This is a genomic window from Streptomyces sp. NPDC006208 (assembly GCF_040613775.1).
In the GTDB taxonomy this organism is placed as follows: domain Bacteria; phylum Actinomycetota; class Actinomycetes; order Streptomycetales; family Streptomycetaceae; genus Streptomyces.
The window spans coordinates 81,605-100,573 of record NZ_JBEXSW010000035.1; the positions used below are offsets into that span (position 1 = coordinate 81,605).

General features: G+C 71.7%; 18 protein-coding genes. 6 read left to right on the forward strand and 12 right to left on the reverse strand.

The annotated features are described in order from the left end of the window. Both purB and ABZ208_RS26475 read right to left on the reverse strand, forming a co-directional pair. On the reverse strand, positions 1-1,443 hold the full coding sequence (purB, locus tag ABZ208_RS26470; RefSeq protein ID WP_356911958.1) for an adenylosuccinate lyase: 1,443 nt from the start codon (positions 1,441-1,443) through the stop codon (positions 1-3). Positions 1,444-1,502: 59 nt separating this feature from the next. Next, positions 1,503-2,300, reverse strand: coding sequence for an SGNH/GDSL hydrolase family protein (locus ABZ208_RS26475; RefSeq protein ID WP_356911959.1), 798 nt, complete (start codon positions 2,298-2,300; stop codon positions 1,503-1,505). Positions 2,301-2,359: 59 nt separating this feature from the next. Between ABZ208_RS26475 and ABZ208_RS26480 the strand changes: the two genes are divergently transcribed. After that, positions 2,360-3,373, forward strand: a complete 1,014-nt coding sequence (locus ABZ208_RS26480; RefSeq protein WP_356911960.1) for a maleylpyruvate isomerase family mycothiol-dependent enzyme — start codon at positions 2,360-2,362, stop codon at positions 3,371-3,373. A gap of 372 nt (positions 3,374-3,745) precedes the next feature. On the opposite strand, the gene ABZ208_RS26485 is transcribed toward ABZ208_RS26480, so the two are convergent. The 5 genes from ABZ208_RS26485 to ABZ208_RS26505 all read right to left on the reverse strand — a co-directional run bounded on the left by ABZ208_RS26485 (position 3,746) and on the right by ABZ208_RS26505 (position 10,257). Further along, entirely contained in the window at positions 3,746-4,759 is a 1,014-nt protein-coding gene (locus ABZ208_RS26485; RefSeq protein ID WP_356911961.1) for a hemolysin family protein, read from the reverse strand. Then, positions 4,756-6,219, reverse strand: coding sequence for a hemolysin family protein (locus ABZ208_RS26490; RefSeq protein WP_356911962.1), 1,464 nt, complete (start codon positions 6,217-6,219; stop codon positions 4,756-4,758). The genes ABZ208_RS26485 and ABZ208_RS26490 overlap by 4 nt, the downstream gene beginning before the upstream one ends. A gap of 161 nt (positions 6,220-6,380) precedes the next feature. Next, positions 6,381-6,809: a GNAT family N-acetyltransferase gene (locus tag ABZ208_RS26495; protein ID WP_356911963.1), complete on the reverse strand. Its 429-nt coding sequence runs from the start codon at positions 6,807-6,809 to the stop codon at positions 6,381-6,383. Between the two features lie 90 nt (positions 6,810-6,899). Next, positions 6,900-9,467: an FtsX-like permease family protein gene (locus tag ABZ208_RS26500; protein ID WP_356911964.1), complete on the reverse strand. Its 2,568-nt coding sequence runs from the start codon at positions 9,465-9,467 to the stop codon at positions 6,900-6,902. A gap of 7 nt (positions 9,468-9,474) precedes the next feature. Continuing rightward, complete coding sequence (locus tag ABZ208_RS26505) at positions 9,475-10,257, reverse strand: ABC transporter ATP-binding protein (protein ID WP_356911965.1); 783 nt, start codon at positions 10,255-10,257, stop codon at positions 9,475-9,477. Positions 10,258-10,420: 163 nt separating this feature from the next. Here ABZ208_RS26505 and ABZ208_RS26510 point away from each other — a divergent pair, with 163 nt between their 5' ends. From ABZ208_RS26510 to ABZ208_RS26520, 3 genes are all read left to right on the forward strand, one after another. After that, complete coding sequence (locus ABZ208_RS26510) at positions 10,421-10,636, forward strand: antitoxin (protein ID WP_328403208.1); 216 nt, start codon at positions 10,421-10,423, stop codon at positions 10,634-10,636. Further along, entirely contained in the window at positions 10,633-11,505 is an 873-nt protein-coding gene (locus ABZ208_RS26515; RefSeq protein WP_356911966.1) for a protein phosphatase 2C domain-containing protein, read from the forward strand. Before ABZ208_RS26510 ends, ABZ208_RS26515 begins: the two co-directional genes overlap by 4 nt. A 176-nt stretch (positions 11,506-11,681) precedes the next feature. Next, complete coding sequence (locus ABZ208_RS26520) at positions 11,682-12,053, forward strand: fic family toxin-antitoxin system, toxin component (protein ID WP_356911967.1); 372 nt, start codon at positions 11,682-11,684, stop codon at positions 12,051-12,053. Between the two features lie 89 nt (positions 12,054-12,142). On the opposite strand, the gene ABZ208_RS26525 is transcribed toward ABZ208_RS26520, so the two are convergent. The 5 genes from ABZ208_RS26525 to bioB form a co-directional block, all read right to left on the reverse strand. Beyond that, the gene (locus tag ABZ208_RS26525; protein ID WP_356911968.1) at positions 12,143-12,838 is read right to left on the reverse strand and encodes a class I SAM-dependent methyltransferase; all 696 of its coding nucleotides are present in this window, start codon (positions 12,836-12,838) and stop codon (positions 12,143-12,145) included. 60 nt (positions 12,839-12,898) lie between these two features. Next, on the reverse strand, positions 12,899-13,252 hold the full coding sequence (locus tag ABZ208_RS26530; RefSeq protein WP_356911969.1) for a VOC family protein: 354 nt from the start codon (positions 13,250-13,252) through the stop codon (positions 12,899-12,901). A 5-nt stretch (positions 13,253-13,257) separates the two neighbouring features. Next, on the reverse strand, positions 13,258-13,986 hold the full coding sequence (gene bioD, locus ABZ208_RS26535) for a dethiobiotin synthase (protein WP_356911970.1): 729 nt from the start codon (positions 13,984-13,986) through the stop codon (positions 13,258-13,260). 496 nt (positions 13,987-14,482) lie between these two features. Then, entirely contained in the window at positions 14,483-15,772 is a 1,290-nt protein-coding gene (locus tag ABZ208_RS26540; protein ID WP_356911971.1) for an adenosylmethionine--8-amino-7-oxononanoate transaminase, read from the reverse strand. Then, positions 15,765-16,961 carry a biotin synthase BioB gene (gene bioB / locus ABZ208_RS26545; RefSeq protein WP_356911972.1) on the reverse strand — a complete coding sequence of 399 codons (1,197 nt, stop codon included), beginning with the start codon at positions 16,959-16,961 and terminating at the stop codon, positions 15,765-15,767. Before bioB ends, ABZ208_RS26540 begins: the two co-directional genes overlap by 8 nt. 145 nt (positions 16,962-17,106) lie before the next feature. On the opposite strand from bioB, the gene ABZ208_RS26550 reads away from it, so the two are divergent. Next, positions 17,107-18,252 (forward strand): 8-amino-7-oxononanoate synthase, encoded by a 1,146-nt coding sequence (locus ABZ208_RS26550; protein WP_356911973.1) that lies wholly within the window; start codon positions 17,107-17,109, stop codon positions 18,250-18,252. Between the two features lie 206 nt (positions 18,253-18,458). After that, positions 18,459-18,890 carry an ATP-binding protein gene (locus ABZ208_RS26555; RefSeq protein ID WP_328403224.1) on the forward strand — a complete coding sequence of 144 codons (432 nt, stop codon included), beginning with the start codon at positions 18,459-18,461 and terminating at the stop codon, positions 18,888-18,890. Positions 18,891-18,969: the final 79 nt, after the last annotated feature.

Consider the following 18,969-nt stretch of genomic DNA (forward strand, 5'->3'; position numbering starts at 1 on the left):
TCAGAGGATCGAGCCCGGGATGTAGCCCGCTGCCTCCGGGTGCTGCTTGGCGATCTCCTCGATCCGGCCGACCACCGAGGTGACCTGCTCGCCCGCCGCGCCCGTGAACGACAGCTTGTCGGCCATCAGCGCGTCCAGCTGCGCCCGGTCCAGCGGGATCCGCTCGTCGGCGGCGAGTTTGTCGAGCAGTTCGTTGCGCTCCGCGCCCTGCTCACGCATCGCCAGCGCGGACGCGACCGCGTTCTCCTTGATGGCCTCGTGCGCGACCTCGCGTCCGACTCCGGCGCGCACCGCGCCCATCAGCACCTTGGTCGTGGCGAGGAACGGCAGGTAGCGGTCCAGCTCGCGCGCGACGACGGCGGGGAACGCGCCGAACTCGTCGAGCACGGTCAGGAACGTCTCCAGCAGACCGTCGAAGGCGAAGAACGCGTCCGGCAGTGCCACCCGGCGCACCACGGAGCAGGACACATCGCCCTCGTTCCACTGGTCGCCGGCGAGTTCGCCGGTCATCGAGGCGTAGCCGCGCAGGATGACCATCAGGCCGTTGACACGCTCGCAGGAGCGGGTGTTCATCTTGTGCGGCATGGCGGAGGAACCGACCTGGCCGGGCTTGAAGCCCTCGGTGACAAGTTCGTGCCCTGCCATCAGCCGGATGGTCTTGGCGACCGAGGACGGTGCCGCGGCGAGCTGCACGAGCGCCGAGACGACGTCGTAGTCCAGCGACCGGGGGTAGACCTGGCCGACCGAGGTGAAGGCGTGCGCGAAGCCCAGGTGACCGGCGATGCGCTGCTCCAGCTCCGCCAGCTTCGCGGTGTCGCCGCCGAGCAGGTCGAGCATGTCCTGGGCGGTGCCGACCGGGCCCTTGATGCCGCGCAGCGGGTAGCGGCCGAGCAGGTCCTCGAGACGGTCGTAGGCGACCAGCAGTTCGTCGGCGGCGGTCGCGAAGCGCTTGCCCAGCGTCGTGGCCTGCGCGGCGACATTGTGCGAGCGGCCGGCCATGACCAGCTCCGCGTACTCGCCCGCCCGCTTGCCGAGACGGACCAGTACGGCGACCGTACGGTCGCGCATCAGCTCCAGCGACAGCCGGATCTGCAACTGCTCGACGTTCTCGGTCAGGTCGCGGGAGGTCATGCCCTTGTGCACGTGCTCATGGCCGGCGAGCGCGTTGAACTCCTCGATGCGCGCCTTCACATCGTGGCGCGTGACCTTCTCGCGCTCGGCGATCGACGCCAGGTCGACCTGGTCGAGCACCCGCTCGTAGTCGGCGAGGGCGGCATCCGGCACCTCGATCCCGAGGTCCTTCTGGGCACGCAGCACCGCGAGCCAGAGCTGACGCTCCAGCTTGACCTTCTGCTCGGGGGACCAGAGGACGGCGAGCTCCGCAGAGGCGTAGCGGCCGGCCAGGACATTGGGGATGCGAGGCTTCGCAGACACAGCAGTCACGTGTCCAGATTCTACTGGCGATTTCTGCAGGCCAGCGCCCCGCCCCCATTCGTACCTTGCTACGAACGCGCCTCGTCCAGGCCGAGCGGCGACTCGTACGGAAGCAGTTCGGCCCGCTTGGGCGGACGGCCGTCGCCCGAGGAGCGCCCCGTCAGCCGACGGCCGATCCAGGGCCCCAGGTACTGGCGGGCGAACCGAAGGTCGGCGCCGAGCTGCTCGGCCCACCTCGCCGGGACGGCGGGCGGCAGCGGTGCCTGCCAGTCCTCCTCGGCCTCGTGCCCGAGTGTCTGCCACACCGCCTCGGCGACACGGCGGTGCCCTTCCGGTGTCAGATGCAGCCGGTCCACGTCCCACATCCGCCGGTCGCTCAGCGCCGACGACCCGTACAGGTCCACCACCCGCGCACCGTGCCGGGCCGCGAGCTTGTCGACGTGCGCGAACAGCTCCTCCATGCGCGGGCGGAAGCGCTCCAGCACGGGGCCGCTGCGGCCCGGGCTGCGCATCAGCACCAGCTGTCCGCACGACGGTGCGAGCCTCTCGACGGCCTCCTCCAGCAGCCCGCACACCCGGGGCATGTCGCACTTGGGCCGCAGCGTGTCGTTCAGCCCGCCCACGAGGGTGACCACATCCGCCTGCATGGCGGCCGCCGTGTCGATCTGCTCGTCGACTATCTGGCCGATGAGCTTCCCGCGCACGGCGAGATTGGCGTAACGGAAGCCCGGAGACCGCGCGGCCAGCCGGGCGGCGAGCACATCCGCCCACCCTCGGTAGGAACCGTCGGGGAGGAGGTCGGACATCCCCTCGGTGAACGAGTCACCGACCGCGACAAAACTGGTGTAGTTGGCATTCATCTCCATGGCGGAGCGATCGTACCGCGCGGTAAGGTCCGTCGGTTCCGTACCGGGAGGGGAGTCCTGTGAGTGATGCACTGCTCCACGCTCTGGCCGAAGCACTGGCCGATGTGGTGACCTCGATCGATACCTGTGACGACGATGTGCTCGACCCGGACACCGCGGTGAAGTGGCTGGAGACCACCGCGTATCTGCTCGACCGGCTCCCGCCCGCCGACCGGCGTGAACTGGCCGGACTCTTCCGCAAGGTGGCGGCACGCCACCCGGCGGGCGCCTGGCGGGACGATCTGCTGAAGGTTCCCGAAGGCTTCGGCCTCGACGACGATCAGCACGAGCTGTACTGCGACGGCGTCGAGGACCTGGTGCGGCGCTTCGTCGAGGCCGTACGGGACGTGGACCCCGCGACCCCGGTGCCGACGTGTCCCGGCTGGACCTTCGCGGACCTGGTGAAGCATCACGGCACCACGCACCGCTGGATGGAGCACCTCGTACGGACCCGGGCCGCCGAGCGGGTCTGGTCACGGGACATACCCCTCGACCTGCCCGACGACCCCGCGGCGTACCCGGAATGGCTGGCCCGCAGCGCCGAGGCGACGCTGCGCACCCTGCGCAAGGTGGACCCGGAGACCCCGATGTGGTCCCACGGCGCCGAGCAGCGGGTGGCCTTCTTCCCGCGGCGGCTGCTGTTCGAGGCGCAGATCCACCTCGCGGACGCAGAGCTCGCCCTCGGCCGGGAACCCGGCATTCCGGCCGGCGCCGCCGCCGACGGGATCGACGAGTTCCTGGAGAACCTTCCGCACCTGGGCCGGATCGCCGAGCCCGTCGGCAGGCTGCCGGACGGCTCGCTGCACCTGTCGGCCACCGACACCGGCGGCGGCTGGACGATCACGTTCGGCAGCGCCGGGTACGCCTGGACCAGGTGCGGCCCCGCGGCCGATGCGGCCACGGTGTGCGTCCAGGCGCCGGTCGCCGACCTGCTGCTGCTCACCTACGGCCGTATGCGCCCGGACGACGTCCGGTTCGCCGTCGCCGGCGACCGTGCCCTTCTGGACGCGTGGGTGGCGGCGACGGCGCTGTAGTGCCGGCGCACGGGACGCGGAGGCGACGCCGGGCCGGGCGGGCGGGGCCTCCGCACCCGCCCCCGGCTGCCGACCGGGCACGTGAGCGTCAGGTCGGACGGGCGCCTCTGTGTGCCGGTGGTCCCGGGTCTGTTCGGCGGACGTCCGGGCGGTCGACCGCCCGGACGCACCGCGCCGTCCGGCGTCCTTGTGGGTGCGCGCCGCCGAAGCGGCAGCCGCTGTCCTCGGGAGCGAGATCGGCGAGGCCGCCGGTGTCCTCCCGTACCCCGCGGTGAGAGCTCCGGGGATGCCGGCCCGACGCGCTCGGCGGCCACCCGCACTCTCCCCGGAGGCAGCGGCCCGGAGCAGCTCGGCCCCGGGCCCCGACGCCCGTCAGTCGGACCGGCCGACCAGTTCGCGCAGGATGTCCTCCATCGTCACCAGGCCCTCCGGCCGGCCCTCCTCGTCCAGCACCGCCGCCAGGTGGGTGCGGCTGCGGCGCATCGCGGTGAGCACGTCGTCGAGCGGGCTGGTCGCCCGGACGCGGGCGATCGGGCGCAGCGCCGAGACCGGGAACGGCTCGTCCCTCGGAGCGGCGTCCAGGGCGTCCTTGACGTGGAGGTAGCCCAGGATGCGCCGGTCGTCGTCGATGACGGGGAAGCGCGAGAACCCGGACTCGGCGGACAGAAGTTCCAACTGCTCCGGGGTGGTCCCGGCGCGTGCGTACACCACGCGCTCGACCGGCATCACCACATCCCGCACCGGCCTGCGGCCCAGCTCCAGTGCGTCGCGCAGCCGTGCCGCCGAACGGTCGTCCAGCAGTCCGGCGTCGCCGGAGTCACGGACCAGTGAGGCCAGCTCGTCGTCCGAGAACGTCGCGGACACCTCGTCCTTCGTCTCCACCCGCAACAGCTTCAGCAGGCCGTTCGCCATCGCGTTGATCGAGAAGATCACCGGGCGCAGCGCCCTGGCCAGTGCCACCAGTGGCGGGCCCAGCAGCAGCGCGCTGCGCACCGGCTCCGCGAGTGCGATGTTCTTCGGCACCATCTCGCCGAGCAGCATGTGCAGATAGGTCGCCAGCGACAGAGCGATCACGAACGAGATCGGGTGCACCGCACCGTGCGGCACTCCCAGCGCGTCGAAGACCGGCTCCAGCAGATGGGCGATGGCCGGCTCGGCGACGATGCCGAGCACGAGGGTGCACGCCGTGATGCCCAGCTGGGCGGCGGCCAGCAGCGCCGAGACATGTTCGAGGGCCCACAACACGCTGCGTGCGCGTCGGTTGCCGGCCTGTGCCTCCGGCTCGATCTGGCTGCGCCGCACGGAGATCAGCGCGAACTCGGCGCCGACGAAGAAGGCGTTGACGACCAGCGTGAGAAAACCGATGAAGAGCTGGACAGCGATCATCGTCCGGCCTCCTCACTGCGCCCGCGTCCGGTCCCGTCGCTTCCGCCGGTTCCGTCCGCCTGGTCCGAGGCACCCGCCCGGTCGATGCGCTCGCCCCGCCCGAAGCGGCCGCCGCGCTCGGACCGGTCCGCCCTGGGGGCCGTGTCCTGCACCGGCTTCAGCGGCGCGTGCAACAGCACCCGCGCAGCCCGCCGGCCCGTGGCGTCCCCCACTTCGAGCTGCCACCCGTCGATGTCGAGACGGTCGCCCGGGACCGGGATACGTCCCAGCTCGGTCGCCACCACTCCCGCCAGCGTCTCGTACGGGCCGTCCGGCACCCGCAGCCCGATGCTGGCCAGCTGGTCGGTGCGGGCAGCCCCGTCCGCCGACCACAGGTTGCGGCCGTCCGCGTCCTTGCCCGCCGGAGCCAGATCCGGTGTCTCGTGCGGGTCGTGCTCGTCGCGCACCTCGCCGACGACCTCCTCGACGATGTCCTCCAGCGTGACCACACCGGCCGTGCCGCCGTACTCGTCGATCACCACCGCCATCGTCGACCTGCCGGAGAGCCGGTCGAGCAGCCGGTCCACGGTCAGCGTCTCCGGTACGAGCAGCGGCTCGCGCAGCAGTTCGGAGACCCGGTGCCTGGGGCGATGCTCGGCCGGGACGGCCAGTACGTCCTTGATGTGTGCGATGCCGACGACGATGTCGAGGCTGCCCCGGTACACGGGGAAGCGCGACAGTCCGGTCGCCCGCGTGGCGTTGGCCACGTCCTCCGCGGTCGCGAGCACGTCGAGCGCCGTGACCTGGACCCGCGGGGTCATGACGTTCTCCGCGGTCAGCTCGGCCAGATGGAGGGTGCGGACGAACAGCTCGGCGGTGTCCGCCTCCAGCGCCCCCGCCTTGGCGGAGTGCCTGGCCAGCGCGATCAGCTCCTTGGGGCTGCGCGCGGACGCCAGCTCCTCCGTCGGCTCCAGCCCCATACGCTTCACGGTGCGGTTCGCCGTGTTGTTGAGGTGGGTGATGAGGGGCCGGAAGGCAGCCGTGAAGACCCGCTGGGGGGTGGCCACCACCTTGGCGACGGCCAGCGGCGAGGAGATCGCCCAGTTCTTCGGGACCAGCTCGCCGACGACCATCAGCACCACGGTCGACAGCGCCGTGCCGATCACGAGCGCGGCCGAGGAGGCGACCGAGGCCGAGAAGCCGAGTGCCTCCAGCGGCCCGCGGATCAGCTTGGCGATCGACGGCTCGGCGAGCATGCCCACCACCAGATTGGTGACGGTGATACCGAGCTGTGCGCCGGAGAGCTGGAAGGTGAGGCTGCGTACGGCCTTCAGCGCGCCACTCGCACCGCGCTCACCGCGCTCGACCGCCCGTTCGAGCTCACCGCGCTCGACCGTGGTGAGCGAGAATTCCGCCGCGACGAAGCCTCCGCAGGCGAGCGCGAGCAGCACGGCCACGAAGAGCAGGAGCACTTCGGTCATCGGTCCACCTCCGTCCCATCGTCGGACAGCGGGAGGAGGATCGCTCGGTATCTGCTACTGGGAGGCTCGCCCATGGGCGGACGCTCACACCTTTCATGCCGGAAGTGAATGATCAACCCATGGTAAAGGGTCGGTAAAGCAGTCCGGTCGGTGCCTGCCGGCTACGCCTGGGCGAACGGCTTCACCCAGCGCCGCCAGTGGTCCTCGCGGTGGTAGCCGGCCGACGCCCACGCCTGATGAGCGAGCTCGTTCGCCTCCAGCACCATGGCGTCGCCGCGCCTGCCGCCCACCGCGTGGAACCGCTGCTCCGCCGCGTCGAGCAGGGCCGCCGAGATCCCCTGCCGCCGGTGGGAGGGAAGCACGGCGAGGCGGTACAGGGAGCAGCGCCACCCGTCGAAGCCCGCGATCACCGAGCCGACCAGCAGGCCGTCGCGCTCGGCCAGGATCAGTGCCTCGGGGTCGCGTGCGATGAGCCGGGCCACTCCGTCCGCGTCGTCCGTGATGCTCGTGCCCTCGGCAGCCTCCTTCCAGAAGGCGAGGACGGCCTCGGCGTCGGCGGCCTCAGCGGTGCGCAGGTGCAGGTCGGTCATGACCGGAGCCAAGCATCTGTCGGTCCGGCCCGGCCAGTGGGTTCCGCACTGCGAGACGGCCCCGCCCCTGAACTCACCGCGGCGCGGCGGCTATTCGTGCGCGATGGCGGTCAGCACGTTCATCCGGGAGGCCCGCAGCGCGGGCAGCACCGCCGCGACGAGGCCCACCACGACCGACCCGACCACGACGGCCACCATCGTCACCCACGGCACGGCGAACCCGGCCATCCCCTCGAGCGCCAGCACCTGCTGCAAGGCCACGCCCCACACCACACCGAGCGCGAGTCCCAGCAGCGCACCGAAGACGGCGATCACCACGGACTCCAGCCGGATCATCCGCCGGAGCTGGACGCGGGACAGCCCGATGGCGCGCAGCAGCCCGATCTCGCGGGTCCGCTCGACCACCGACAGCGCGAGCGTGTTGACCACGCCCAGCACGGCGATCATGATGGCCAGACCCAGCAGCGCGTACACCAGATAGAGCATCACCGAGATCTGCCGGCGGACCAGCTCCTTGTAGTCCGCCTGGTCCCGCACCTGCACCTGCGGATAGGGGTCGAGCGCCGACTCCAGCCCCTTGCGCAGCTCGGCCGGGTCGCTGCCGTCCGCCGCGTTGACGTAGACCGCCGCCTCCTGGCCTCCCGGCACGTATTTCTCCAGGGTGGCCAGACCCATGAACACGCCACCTTCCATCCCCGGCCCGCCGCTCGTGTCCCTGTCGGTGAGCGCCCTGACCGTCAGCCGCGTCCGCTGTCCGTCCGGGAACTCGGCGGGCAGCACCGAGCCGACCCGTACGTCGTGCTCGGCGGCGAAGTCGCGGTCCAACGCGATGCTGTCCGGCGCCAGCGCGGCGGCGGTGTCCCCGCTCGCGTAGGTGAGGTGGGCGGCCTCGTCCAGCTGGGGGTCGTACCCCGACGCGGTCGACTCCACGCGCTTGCCGTCCGGCAGGGTCAGCGCGAGGGGTGCGAAGCGCTGCCGCACGATGGTGCCCGCGCTTTCGACGCCCTCCACCTTCTGCGTGATCTCCCGAGGGAACGGAGTGAAGTTGGTGTTCTGCACGACGAAGTCCGCTCCGAGCGTCCGGTCGATCCGCTCGTCGAAGGACCTGGTCATCGAGGAGCTGGCGATCGACAGACCGCCGACCAGCGCCAGGCCCACCATCAGGGCCGCGGCGGTGGCTCCCGTACGCCGCGGGTTGCGCAGGGCGTTGCGCTGGCTCATCCGCCCCACCGGGCCGAACAGCCGGGGGAACGCGCCGCCCAGCACCCGGATCACCGGCCGCACCAGCAGCGGTCCCGCCACCACCATGGCGATCAGCGTCAGCACCACACCCAGACCGAGCAGGGAGGAGGCGGTGGCCGTCCGCTCACTGACCACGCAGCCGCCGAGGGCCGCCAGGCCCGCCGCGCCCACCACCGACCCCGCGATCGCCCGGACCGTCAACGGTCGTCCCACCCCGGCGACCTCCGCGTCCACCAGTGCCGCCATCGGCGACACCCGCGCCGCGCGCCTGGCCGGCAGATACGCGGCCACGAAGGTGACAGCGACACCGACCGCATAGGCCGACACGGGGGTCGCCACACCCACCACCATCTCGGTGGCGTCCAGATTCATGCCGAACAGGCTCATCAGCTCGATGAGCCCGGCGGCCAGCCCGATCCCTGCCGCCAGCCCCACTGTCGAGCCGACGAGTCCCAGCAGCAGCGCCTCCGTCAGCACCGAGCGCCGCACCTGGCGGCGGTCGGCCCCCAGTGCCCGCAACAGCCCCAGTTCCCTGGTGCGCTGGGCGATCAGCATCGAGAAGGTGTTGACGATCAGAAAGATGCCGACGAGTACGGCGACCCCGGCGAAGCCGAGCATCACCCACTTGATCACATCGAGGAACCCACCGAGCCGGGCCGCGGCCGACTTGGCCTGTTCGTCGGCGGTCCGGTACTGGTAGCCGTCGCCGAGCGCGGCCGCGATCCGCTGCTTGAGCACGTCGTCGGACACCCCGTCCGCGGCATCGACGGCGATCGAGGTGGCCCGGTCCGGCCGGCCGAGCAGCTCCGTCTGGGCGGTCGCCGTGTCCAGAAAGACCAGCGCGGCCCCGGGGTTGGTGGTGACGAAGGTGGCGATTCCGACGACCTTCACCGGGAACGAGCCGGGCTGCGCGAGGACGGTGAGAGTGTCCCCGATACGTACGCCCTTGTTGTCGGCGGTGTCCTTGTCCAGCAGCGCCTCGCCGGGGCCCGCGGGCTCGCGACCACTCGTGAGCCTCACCGCACTGCGGTCGGTGACGTACCAGTTGGTGGCGATCGTGGGCGCCCCGGTCGTCGGGCCGACCGGTTCGTTGTCGGCGTCGACGACGGTGAGGCTTCCCACCGACGCCTCGACATGGGCCGCCCGTACGCCCTCGACGGCGTCGATGCGCTTGGCCAGCGAGGCCGGGACGGTGCGTACGACGCCGGTCCTCGGCAGCCGTTCGCCGATGCCTTCCTTCGGCGAGACCGTGACATCCGCGGACGTCGAGGCGAACAGCCGGTCGAAGGTGCGCGAGACGGTGTCCGAGAAGATCAGGCTGCCGGCGACGAACGCCACCGAGAGCACCACCGCGAGTGCGGACAGCAGCAGCCGCCCCTTGTGGGCGAAGAAACTCCGCAACGTCGCCTTGAGCACCGTGACCTCAGCTCCTGCGAAGGGTGTCGAAACGCTTCATGCGTTCCAGGACCGTCTCTGCCGTCGGGTCGGACATGACATCGACGATCCGGCCGTCCGCCAGGAACAGCACCAGATCGGAGTAGGCAGCCGCGCCGGGGTCGTGGGTGACCATGACGACCGTCTGTGCCAGCCGGTCGACGGCCTCCCGGAGGAAGCCCAGCACCTCGGCGCCCGCGCGTGAGTCCAGATTGCCGGTCGGCTCGTCGGCGAAGATCAGCTCGGGCCGGGAGGCGAGAGCCCGCGCGCAGGCGACCCGTTGCTGCTGCCCGCCGGACAGCTGAGCGGGCCGGTGGCTGAGGCGGTCGCGCAGGCCGAGCGTGTCGATGACCTGGTCCACCCACTCACGGTCCGGTGCGCGACCGGCGATGTCCATGGGCAGCGTGATGTTCTCGGCGGCGTTCAGGGTCGGCAGCAGGTTGAACGCCTGGAACATGAAGCCGATCCGGTCCCGGCGCAGCCGGGTCAGCTCGCGCTCCTTGAGGGAGGTGATCTCCGTGTCGCCGAGCCACACCCGGCCCGCGGACACGGTGTCCAGTCCGGCCAGACAGTGCATCAGCGTGGACTTTCCCGAGCCCGACGGCCCCATCACCGCGGTGAACCGGCCGCGCGTGATGTCGACATCGACCCCGTCCAGGGCGCGTACGACCGTCTCGCCGGTGCCGTACGCCTTGGTGAGCGAGCGCGCCCGGGCGGCCAGCGGTACCTCCGGGGCCGGGTCTCCGGTGGGTGCAGTGACAGGTGTGGACAAGGCCGCCTCCAGGGGTGTGCTCCCCGACTCCCGTACAGGAGGGGAGAGTAGGGCCGGGTGGGACACGCCGGTATCCGTCGCAGGGTTCGGCCGCAGGGTTCGGTGCAAGGGCCATTCGGCCGCCGCCTTGCCGGTGCTAGCGTCTTCGCGCTAGCTTGATGGTATGGCGAAGACCCAGCTGAACGTAAGGGTGGACGAGAGCACCGCCGAAGCAGCGCGCCAGCGGGCCCTGCAGCGCGGGGTGAGCGTGAACCGCTACATCGAGGAGCTCGTCAAACAGGACGCGGGCGAGGCGGGCCGCACCTTCGTGGACGCGGCCGCCGATTTCATGAAGCAGTACGAGTCGCTCTTCGCCGAGGAGTTCGGCGACAAGCGTTGACGCTCATCACACCGGTCCCGGGCTGTGTCCGGTGCGGAGGAACAGTCGCCCCCGACGGCCACTGCTGGGACTGCGGTGCCGCCCAGCCGGCCTTCCGCTCGCATGTGGAGATCACGGCGCCCGGCGGCGCCGCGGGAATCAGTGACCGCGGCAAGCGGCGTGGCATCAACGCCGACGCCATGGCGCTGACCACGGCCGGCACATGGACGATCGGCGTCGTCTGCGACGGCGTGTCCATGTCCCCCCGGGCGGAACGAGCCGCTCAGGTCGCGGCAGAGGTCGGCGCGGCCGCCCTGGTGGAACTCCTCGGGGCGGGCGTCCTGCCGGAAGTCGCGCTCGGCGACGCCGCCACCCGCGCGGGCCGCGCCGTCACCGCCCTGGCCGCCTCGGTCGATGCCGCACCCGCCTGCACATACGTCGCGGGCATCGCGGGTCCGGAGGGCATCTGGAGCGCCTGGATCGGCGACAGCCGCGCCTACTGGCTGCCCGATGAGGGAATCGGGATGGCGCTGACCGAGGACGACACGGGCGAGCACGAAGCGCTCTCCGCCTGGCTGGGAGCCGACGCGGACGAACCGATGCCGCGAGTCCGCAGCTACCGGCCGCAGGGCCCCGGCCGCCTGCTGCTGTGTACCGACGGACTGTGGCGCTACCTGGCCGACGCCGAGGGACTGCGTGCCACCTCCACGCGAGGCCGGCGGGCACCGTACGCCGACGGTGGCCTTCTGGCCGATGCACGGTCGCTGGTCGGTCACGCCCTCGACGCCGGCGGGCACGACAACATCACCGCACTGCTCGTCCCCGTGCGGCCAGGTGCGCCGACGGGGACGGCGACGAGCCCCTTCGGCGCAGCCGCCGGCCCGACGTGACCGCGGGCCGCCCGGCACCGCGTCCCGACCGGACGCGGACGGTGTGCGGCCGCCCTCGATCGGAGCCGGCCGCTGGGGGATACTGATCAACGCAACCACTCAGCGCCCGCCCACTTCCGAGGCAGCTTCTCCACATGGACAACGATGAGTCCCCTGAGACACCGTCACCTGGCCCCGTGAATCTGCAGATCGACCTGGCATGGCTGCTGATGGTCGCCGAGCACAGGACCCCCGGTGACCCGCAGGTCACCGACTGGGGCGCGCTCGTGGCCGCCGTCAGCCGTCATGACGCCGAGATATTCGGTGTCGCCGTCTACAGCGACCCGCACGCCCGGGCCGCGGCGCTGCTCCAACTCCTGCTGCATGTGCCGGCGCTCGAACGCTCCAACGCGATGTTCGCCTCCGCCGTCGCCTACGGCTACCTGGTCGCCAGTGGTCTGAAGGTCGTCACCTCACCACAGCAGGTGCGGGATCTGGCCCGGCTGGTGAAGGCGGGCACGGCGGACGTGCGGACCATCGCGGAAGAGCTGCGGCAGTGGAGTCGCTGATCCGGCACACCGCCCCGGCCGACCCGCCCTGATACGCCGGCGATCGGACCGGATTCCCACCCGCGCCGCCGCCATCTCCTGACGGCGGCTCACCATGGTGCCGGTCCCTGGTCCGTACCGAACGGACGGCGCGCAACTCCCAGCACACAAGGCGACGTCGGCAGCTGGACACGGCCCTCCGGCACCCGGAATCTGCGGTGTGTGCCCAGCTCGAACCCCGCCGCCTCGATGGCCGCGACCGTGTCTCGCGCGGTGTGGCAGCCACCGCACATGAGCGGCCACACCGTGCGGTCCAGTACCCGCTGCGTACGCGCGAGGCCCCGGCCCTCCGCCAGCGTGTGCTCGAAGAAGCGCAGCTCACCACCCGGTCGCAGCACCCGCCGGATCTCCGACAGCGCCCGTGGAAGATCCCGCACCGAACACAGCACCAGCGAGGCGACGGCCCCGTCGAAGGCCTCGCTCTTGACCGGCAGCGCCTCGGCCGCGCCCGGCACCACATCGACCGGGACCTCGGCGTGCAGCGCCGCCTCGGCGGCCAACTTCCGCAGCGTGCGCTCCGGTTCGAGTGCGACGACCTCGCTGACGGCCATGGGGTAGTGCACGAAGTTCAGCCCGTTGCCCGCGCCGATCTCGATCACCCGGCCCGACAGCCCGGCGAGCAGCTCTGCGCGGTAGGCGGCGATGCCGCCCCTGGTGTCCGCGGTCACGCTCATCCTGGCGTAGAAGCGCGCGAACAGCGGATGGTGGACGGCGTCATGCGGCACTTTGGTGCTGCGCAGCGGCATCGCGGGCCTCCTTGGAACGGACGGACCGGTCACCGCCATTCTCCCCCTGGGCGGTGGAACTCAGCCGTCCAGCGCCGCCACGAAGCAGAATTCGTTCCCCTCAGGATCCTGCAGCACCTGGAAACGCCCGTGCTCGTCGGTCATGACCCCGCCGACCCTGGTCGCGCCCAGCCGTACGGCCTCGGCGGCGGCCGCTACGACATCACCGGCGTCGATGTCCAGATGGAGCCGGTTCTTGGCCGCCTTGCCCTCGGGTACGCGCTGGAAGGCCACCCGCATGCACTCCGGTGGATCGACGTACGACCAGTCGTCCTCTCGGTCCACGGGATCGCCGCCGAGGACCGCGGCCCAGAAGCGCACCAGTCGCGCCGGGTCATGACAGTCGAAGACGATCTCGTCGATCCTTGCTCGCATGAGGCTCAGCGTACGGCCGGACTGAACGCCGTCGAGGTGAACACCGTCGCGTCCCAGGTGCCGCCGAGCCGCGGCGCGAGCCAGCCCGCCGCCCGGTCGCGGAAGTCCGCCGGCGCGAGCGACCCGGCGCCCTGGGGTACGACGCCCAGCAGCGGGGCGCCCGCCGCGTCGGGCAGATCCGCGAGATTGCACCGGGCCGCGAGATCCGGCTCGCCGGGCCAGCTGCCCACGACCACCCCGAGCTGTTCCAACTGCCGTGCGCGCAGCGCCTCCGCGGTCAGGGCCGTCATGTTCAGCGTCCCGAGCCCGGCCGGTGTCACCACCAGCACGGGCGCACCCAGCTCCCCGGCCACATCGGCGAGCGTGGCCCCGTCGTCGTCGAAACGTACGAGCAGGCCGCCGGCACCCTCGACGAGCACCAGGTCGTACTCACCGGCCAGCTTCCGCGCGGCCTCGGCAACCTGCCGGGGCCGCACCGGCTCGAGGCCGGCCCGCCGCGCGGCGGTCGCGGGCGCGAGCGGCTCGGGGAATCGCGCGAGCTCGACCCCGGTGACATCGCCGGCCAGCCGCCGCACCTCGTCGACGTCGCCCGCCTCACTTTGCCCGACCCCGGTCTGCGCGGGCTTGAGCACGGCGACGGACCGGCCCTGTGCCCGCGCCAGCGCGGCAACGGCGGCTGTGACGACGGTCTTGCCGATCTCGGTTCCGGTCCCGGTCACGACGATCACTGGCATGGAGCGGTTTCCTGTCTTGCGGTTCGGCACGACGCGCGTGCCACGATTCCTGGTCGGCCGCGCTGCGCACAGCACGGCAGGTCTCCTGCGACACCGGCCCCGGCCTCGCGCGGAGCGGACCCCGCTGCCGCCCCGCGGGCGGTGGGCCGGGGCGGGGTCCGCCACCGGCCGGCACGGGTTTCGCAGGCCGGTCCCCGGCGGCCGGTTCTCCCTGGTACGTACCCCGCGGTCCGCCTGGTCCGGCACGTACCCCGCGGTCCGGTCGGCCTGGTGGTACACGGTGTGCCGGTTCCGCCCGCAGGCGGTCGCAGGGCACCGCCTGCGGGTCGGCGGCCGCGCGCCCAGGGCCGCTGCGAGGTCTCGCAGGCAAGCCCCGGTCCTACCGTCTGCGGTGGTGACGGCCTCGTCCGCCCGTCGTGGCACGGCCCGGTCACCGCCCCGCGGGGCCGGCGGGGGAATCCACCCCGCCGGCGCCGTGCGGCACCGCCCGGCGGCATCACCCCGCGGTCGCCGCTGCTTGCAGCGCACGGCACACGCGGGCCAGGTCCTCGTCGTCCGTGATGTACGGCGGCATCGCGTACACAAGGTCCCGGAACGGCCGCAGCCACACGCCCTCGCGCACCGCCGCCTCCGTCGCAGCCGTCATGTTCACGTCGTGGTCCAGCTGGATCACGCCGATCGCACCGAGCACCCGTACGTCCTTGACTCCCGGCAGTTCGGCGGCGCCCGCGAGGCCGTCGCGCAGGCCCGCCTCCAAGCGCTTGACCTGCTGCTGCCAGTCCTGGGCGAGCAGCAGGTCGATCGACGCGCACGCCACGGCCGATGCCAGGGGGTTGCCCATGAACGTCGGGCCATGGGCCAGTACGGGAACCTCGCCCTGCGAGATGCCGTCAGCCACCCGCGAGGTGCACAGCGTCGCCGCCATCGTGAGATAGCCGCCGGTCAGCGCCTTGCCGACACACATCACATCCGGGGATACACCGCCGAGCTCCCCCGCGAACAGCGCTCCCGTGCGGCCGAACCCGGTCGCGATCTCGTCGAAGACCAGCAGGACCCCATGCTCGTCGCAGGCCTCCCGCAGCACCCGCAGATACTCGGGGGAGTGGAACCGCATACCGCCCGCGCCTTGCACCACCGGCTCCACGATCACCGCGGCCAGCTCGTCCGCATGGCGCGCGACCAAGGCGCGCAGGCCCTCCGCGTACGACTCCTCGTACCCGGCCGGCGGCGCGTCCGCGAAGATCTGGCGCGGCAGCACGCCCGACCACAGCGAGTGCATCCCTCCCTCGGGGTCGCACACCGCCATCGGCTGCCAGGTGTCCCCGTGGTACCCGCCGCGCCAGGTGAGCAGGCGCTGCTTGGCCGGCCGCCCCAGCGAACGCCAGTACTGCAGACACATCTTCACGGAGACCTCGACGGACACCGAGCCGGAGTCGCACAGGAAGACGTGCTGCAGTGGCTCGGGGGTGATCTCCACCAGCCGGGTGGCCAGCCGTACGGCGGGCTCGTGGGTGAGCCCGCCGAACATCACATGGCTCATCCGCCCCAGCTGGCCGGATGCCGCCTCGTTGAGGACCGGGTGGTTGTAGCCGTGGATCGCCGACCACCACGACGACATGCCGTCGATCAACTCGCGCTGCCCAAGGGCCGGTTCCGCGAGCCGGAGCCGTACCCCGGACGCGGATTCGACGACCAGCGGGTCCGTACGGCCCGGCATCGGGCCGTACGGATGCCACACATGGGCCCGGTCCAGGGACCGGAGCTCGGCGGGGGGCAGCTCAGGCATTGGGCGCGACGTCCGTGCCTGCTCCACGGCGGCGCACGGCGACCAGATCGGTACGCGCCCCCGACGCCGGAACCGAAGCCGGAACCGACGCGGCCGAGGCCGCAGGGCTCGCCTCGGCGGCAGGGGCGCTGTCGGAGCAGCCCGTACCACCGTCACCGCACACCGACGTCGCGCAGCCACCGCCCGACCGGTGCTCGGGCAGCGTCGTGGTGTCCGTACCCTCCACCTCGAAACCCGCGTCCGTGATCATCTCCAGGTCGGCCTTGCCCGCCTGGCCCTCACTCGTCAGATAGTCGCCGAGGAAGATCGAGTTGACCAGGTGCAGGGCGAGCGGCTGCATCGTGCGCAGATGCACCTCGCGCCCGCCCGCGAGCCGTACCTCCACGTCAGGGCAGACGAACCGCACCATCGCCAGAATGCGCAGCGCACGCTGCGGTGTGAGGTTCCATTCCTTCGCGAGCGGGGTGCCCTCGAACGGGATCAGGAAGTTCACGGGCACCGAGTCCGGGTCCAGTTCGCGCAGCGCGTAGACCACGTCCACCAGGTCCTCGTCACTCTCGCCCATGCCCGCGATCAGACCCGAACAGGCCGAAAGCCCGGCGGCGTGCGCCCTGTTCACCGTGTCCACGCGGTCGGCGTACGTGTGCGTGGTGGTGATGTCCCCGTACGTCCCCTCGGACGTGTTCAGGTTGTGGTTGTACGCGTCGGCGCCCGCCTCGCGCAGCCGCTCGGCCTGGCCGTCGGAGAGCAGCCCGAGACAGGCACAGACCTCGACACCCTCGTTCTGCTCCTTGATCGCCTCGATGGTTTTCGAGACCCGGTCGACGTCCCGGTCCGTCGGACCGCGGCCGCTCGCGACGAGACAGACCCGCTTGGCGCCACCGGCGACGCCGGCCGCCGCGGCCTCGGATGCCTCGTCGGGTTTGAGCCAGGTGTACTTGAGGATCTCCGCCTTGGAGCCGAGCCGCTGGGAGCAGTACGAACAGTCCTCCGGGCAGAGCCCCGACTTGAGGTTCACCAGGTAGTTGAGCTTCACGCGCCGCCCGAACCACTGGCGGCGCACCTTCCCGGCGGCAGCCACCACATCGAGCAGATCGTCGTCGGAGGTCGCCAGCACGGCGAGCGCTTCTTCACGGGTCGGCAGCTCGCGCCGCAACCCCTTCTCCACCAGTGTGTTCAGCAGGTCCATGGCGCTGATCCTGTCCTACGGCACACGCCACGGCCAAGGAGGATCCCCACAACAGCGTCTGTTTGAGGTGTGTGCATGGCCACATCCGCTCCTCGAGCGCACCCGGTTAGGGTCTGTGCGCTGCCTACAAAAGGACCGGACCACCATGCCTCAGGATCCTTTCGACTGGATCGACGACGAGTCGCGCCGCCGTGAGCGCGCCGGTCTTGTACGGACGCTCCGGCCGCGCCCCGCCGACTCCGTGCTCCTCGATCTGGCGAGCAACGACTATCTCGGCCTCACCCGCAGGCCCGAGATCACCGAGGCCGCGGCACAAGCGGCACGCCGCTGGGGCGCGGGGGCGACGGGTTCCCGGCTGGTGACCGGCAGCACCGAGCTGCACGCGGAACTCGAACGCGAGCTCGCGGAGTTCTGCGGATTCGAGGCCGCCCTCGTCCTGTCCTCCGGCTACGCCGCCAACCTCGCCGCCGTGACCGCACTGAGCGGCCGTGACGCGGTGATCGTCTCGGACGCGGGCAACCACGCCTCCATCGTCGACGGCTGCCGGCTCTCCCGCGCCGAGACCGCCGTCGTCCCGCACACGGACGTGGAAGCCGTGCGCAAGACACTCGACGCGCACCGCGGCCGGCGTGTCGTCGCCGTCACCGACTCGGTGTTCTCGGTGGACGGTGACGCGGCCCCGCTGCCGGCGCTCGCCGAGGCCTGCCGCGAGGCCGGCGCCGCCCTGCTCGTCGACGACGCGCACGGCCTGGGCGTCCTGGGCGACGGCGGCCGCGGCGCCCTGGACGCCGCCGGCCTCGCAGGCCGTACCGGTGTCGTCACCACGCTCACGCTCTCCAAGTCCCTCGGCAGCCAGGGCGGCGCGGTCCTCGGACCGGCCCGGGTCATCGACCATCTCGTCAACACCGCCCGCACGTTCATCTTCGACACCGGCCTCGCCCCGGCCGCGGCCGGGGCGGCGCTGGCCGGCGTGCGCCTGCTGCGCCGTGAACCGGAGCTCGCGGGCCGCGCCCGTGAGGTGGCGGCGACGCTGTACCGACGGCTGACGGCCGCGGGTCTGACCTCGGCGCGCCCGGACGCGGCCGTTGTCTCGGTGCGGGCGCCCTCGCCCGAGGCCGCTCTGGCCTGGGCGGCGGACTGCCGGGCGGCGGGGCTGGTCGTCGGGTGCTTCCGCCCGCCGTCGGTGCCGGACGGCATCTCCCGCATCCGGCTCACGGCCCGCGCCGACCTCACAGGTCAGCAGCTCGACAGGGCGGTCGACACGATTGTCCGGACCGCTCCGGCGCTGTGACGCCGCACAGCGCCGGCCACCCCAAATACGTTCTCCCGTAGCAGAGTTCACCGCATCGAGCGACAGATAAATGCCTATCCCGGTGGATCGGCATCCTTGCCGCCCCATAAGTGGCAGTCTGACGCGCAGCGCAATCCGTGGCCGTCCTCGCATTTCATCCGCTACGAGTCGGAGACCGGCCCCGGTGGGAAAGGGACAGCGTCGCCATGGCAGACAAGCAAGAAGCATCCGTCACTCTGCCGAGCGATCCGGCCTCGGTCTCCGCGGCCCGGAGATATGTCACCAGTGTCGTGTCCGGGTGGGGACTGCCCGTCGAGGCCGAAGCCGCCGACACCGTACGGCTCATCGTTTCCGAGCTCGCCACCAACGCCGTGCAGCACACCTTCGGCCAGTCGCCCACGTTCACCGTCGATCTGCGGCTGGAGCGCGATGAGCAGCTCAGCATCGGTGTCACCGACAGCTACCCGCGCTGGCCGCAGCGGTTGCCGGCGGCGGTCCGGCAGGACAACGGCCGCGGCATGGTCATCATCCGCAGCCTCACCGCGGAGTGCGGCGGGCGCCTGTCCATCACGCCCACCGCCGACGGCGGCAAGACCGTCTGGATCGCTCTGCCGTGGAGCGTCCCGGTGCAGAACTGAGAGAGCGAGCCGCGCCGGGCCGGCACTCGTGCCGGCCCGGTGTCGGAGCTCGGCACGGCGGGCACCAAGGTGGTCAATG

Bases quoted from the DNA above. Each gene is read 5' to 3' on its own strand.
- ABZ208_RS26475 (WP_356911959.1), bottom strand. From the start codon at position 2,300: ATGGAGATGAATGCCAACTACACCAGTTTTGTCGCGGTCGGTGACTCG.
- ABZ208_RS26485 (WP_356911961.1), bottom strand. From the start codon at position 4,759: ATGATCGCTGTCCAGCTCTTCATCGGTTTTCTCACGCTGGTCGTCAAC.
- ABZ208_RS26490 (WP_356911962.1), bottom strand. From the start codon at position 6,219: ATGACCGAAGTGCTCCTGCTCTTCGTGGCCGTGCTGCTCGCGCTCGCC.
- ABZ208_RS26495 (WP_356911963.1), bottom strand. From the start codon at position 6,809: ATGACCGACCTGCACCTGCGCACCGCTGAGGCCGCCGACGCCGAGGCC.
- ABZ208_RS26510 (WP_328403208.1), top strand. From the start codon at position 10,421: ATGGCGAAGACCCAGCTGAACGTAAGGGTGGACGAGAGCACCGCCGAA.
- ABZ208_RS26525 (WP_356911968.1), bottom strand. From the start codon at position 12,838: ATGCCGCTGCGCAGCACCAAAGTGCCGCATGACGCCGTCCACCATCCG.
- ABZ208_RS26530 (WP_356911969.1), bottom strand. From the start codon at position 13,252: ATGCGAGCAAGGATCGACGAGATCGTCTTCGACTGTCATGACCCGGCG.
- bioD (WP_356911970.1), bottom strand. From the start codon at position 13,986: ATGCCAGTGATCGTCGTGACCGGGACCGGAACCGAGATCGGCAAGACC.
- ABZ208_RS26540 (WP_356911971.1), bottom strand. From the start codon at position 15,772: ATGCCTGAGCTGCCCCCCGCCGAGCTCCGGTCCCTGGACCGGGCCCAT.
- bioB (WP_356911972.1), bottom strand. From the start codon at position 16,961: ATGGACCTGCTGAACACACTGGTGGAGAAGGGGTTGCGGCGCGAGCTG.
- ABZ208_RS26550 (WP_356911973.1), top strand. From the start codon at position 17,107: ATGCCTCAGGATCCTTTCGACTGGATCGACGACGAGTCGCGCCGCCGT.
- ABZ208_RS26555 (WP_328403224.1), top strand. From the start codon at position 18,459: ATGGCAGACAAGCAAGAAGCATCCGTCACTCTGCCGAGCGATCCGGCC.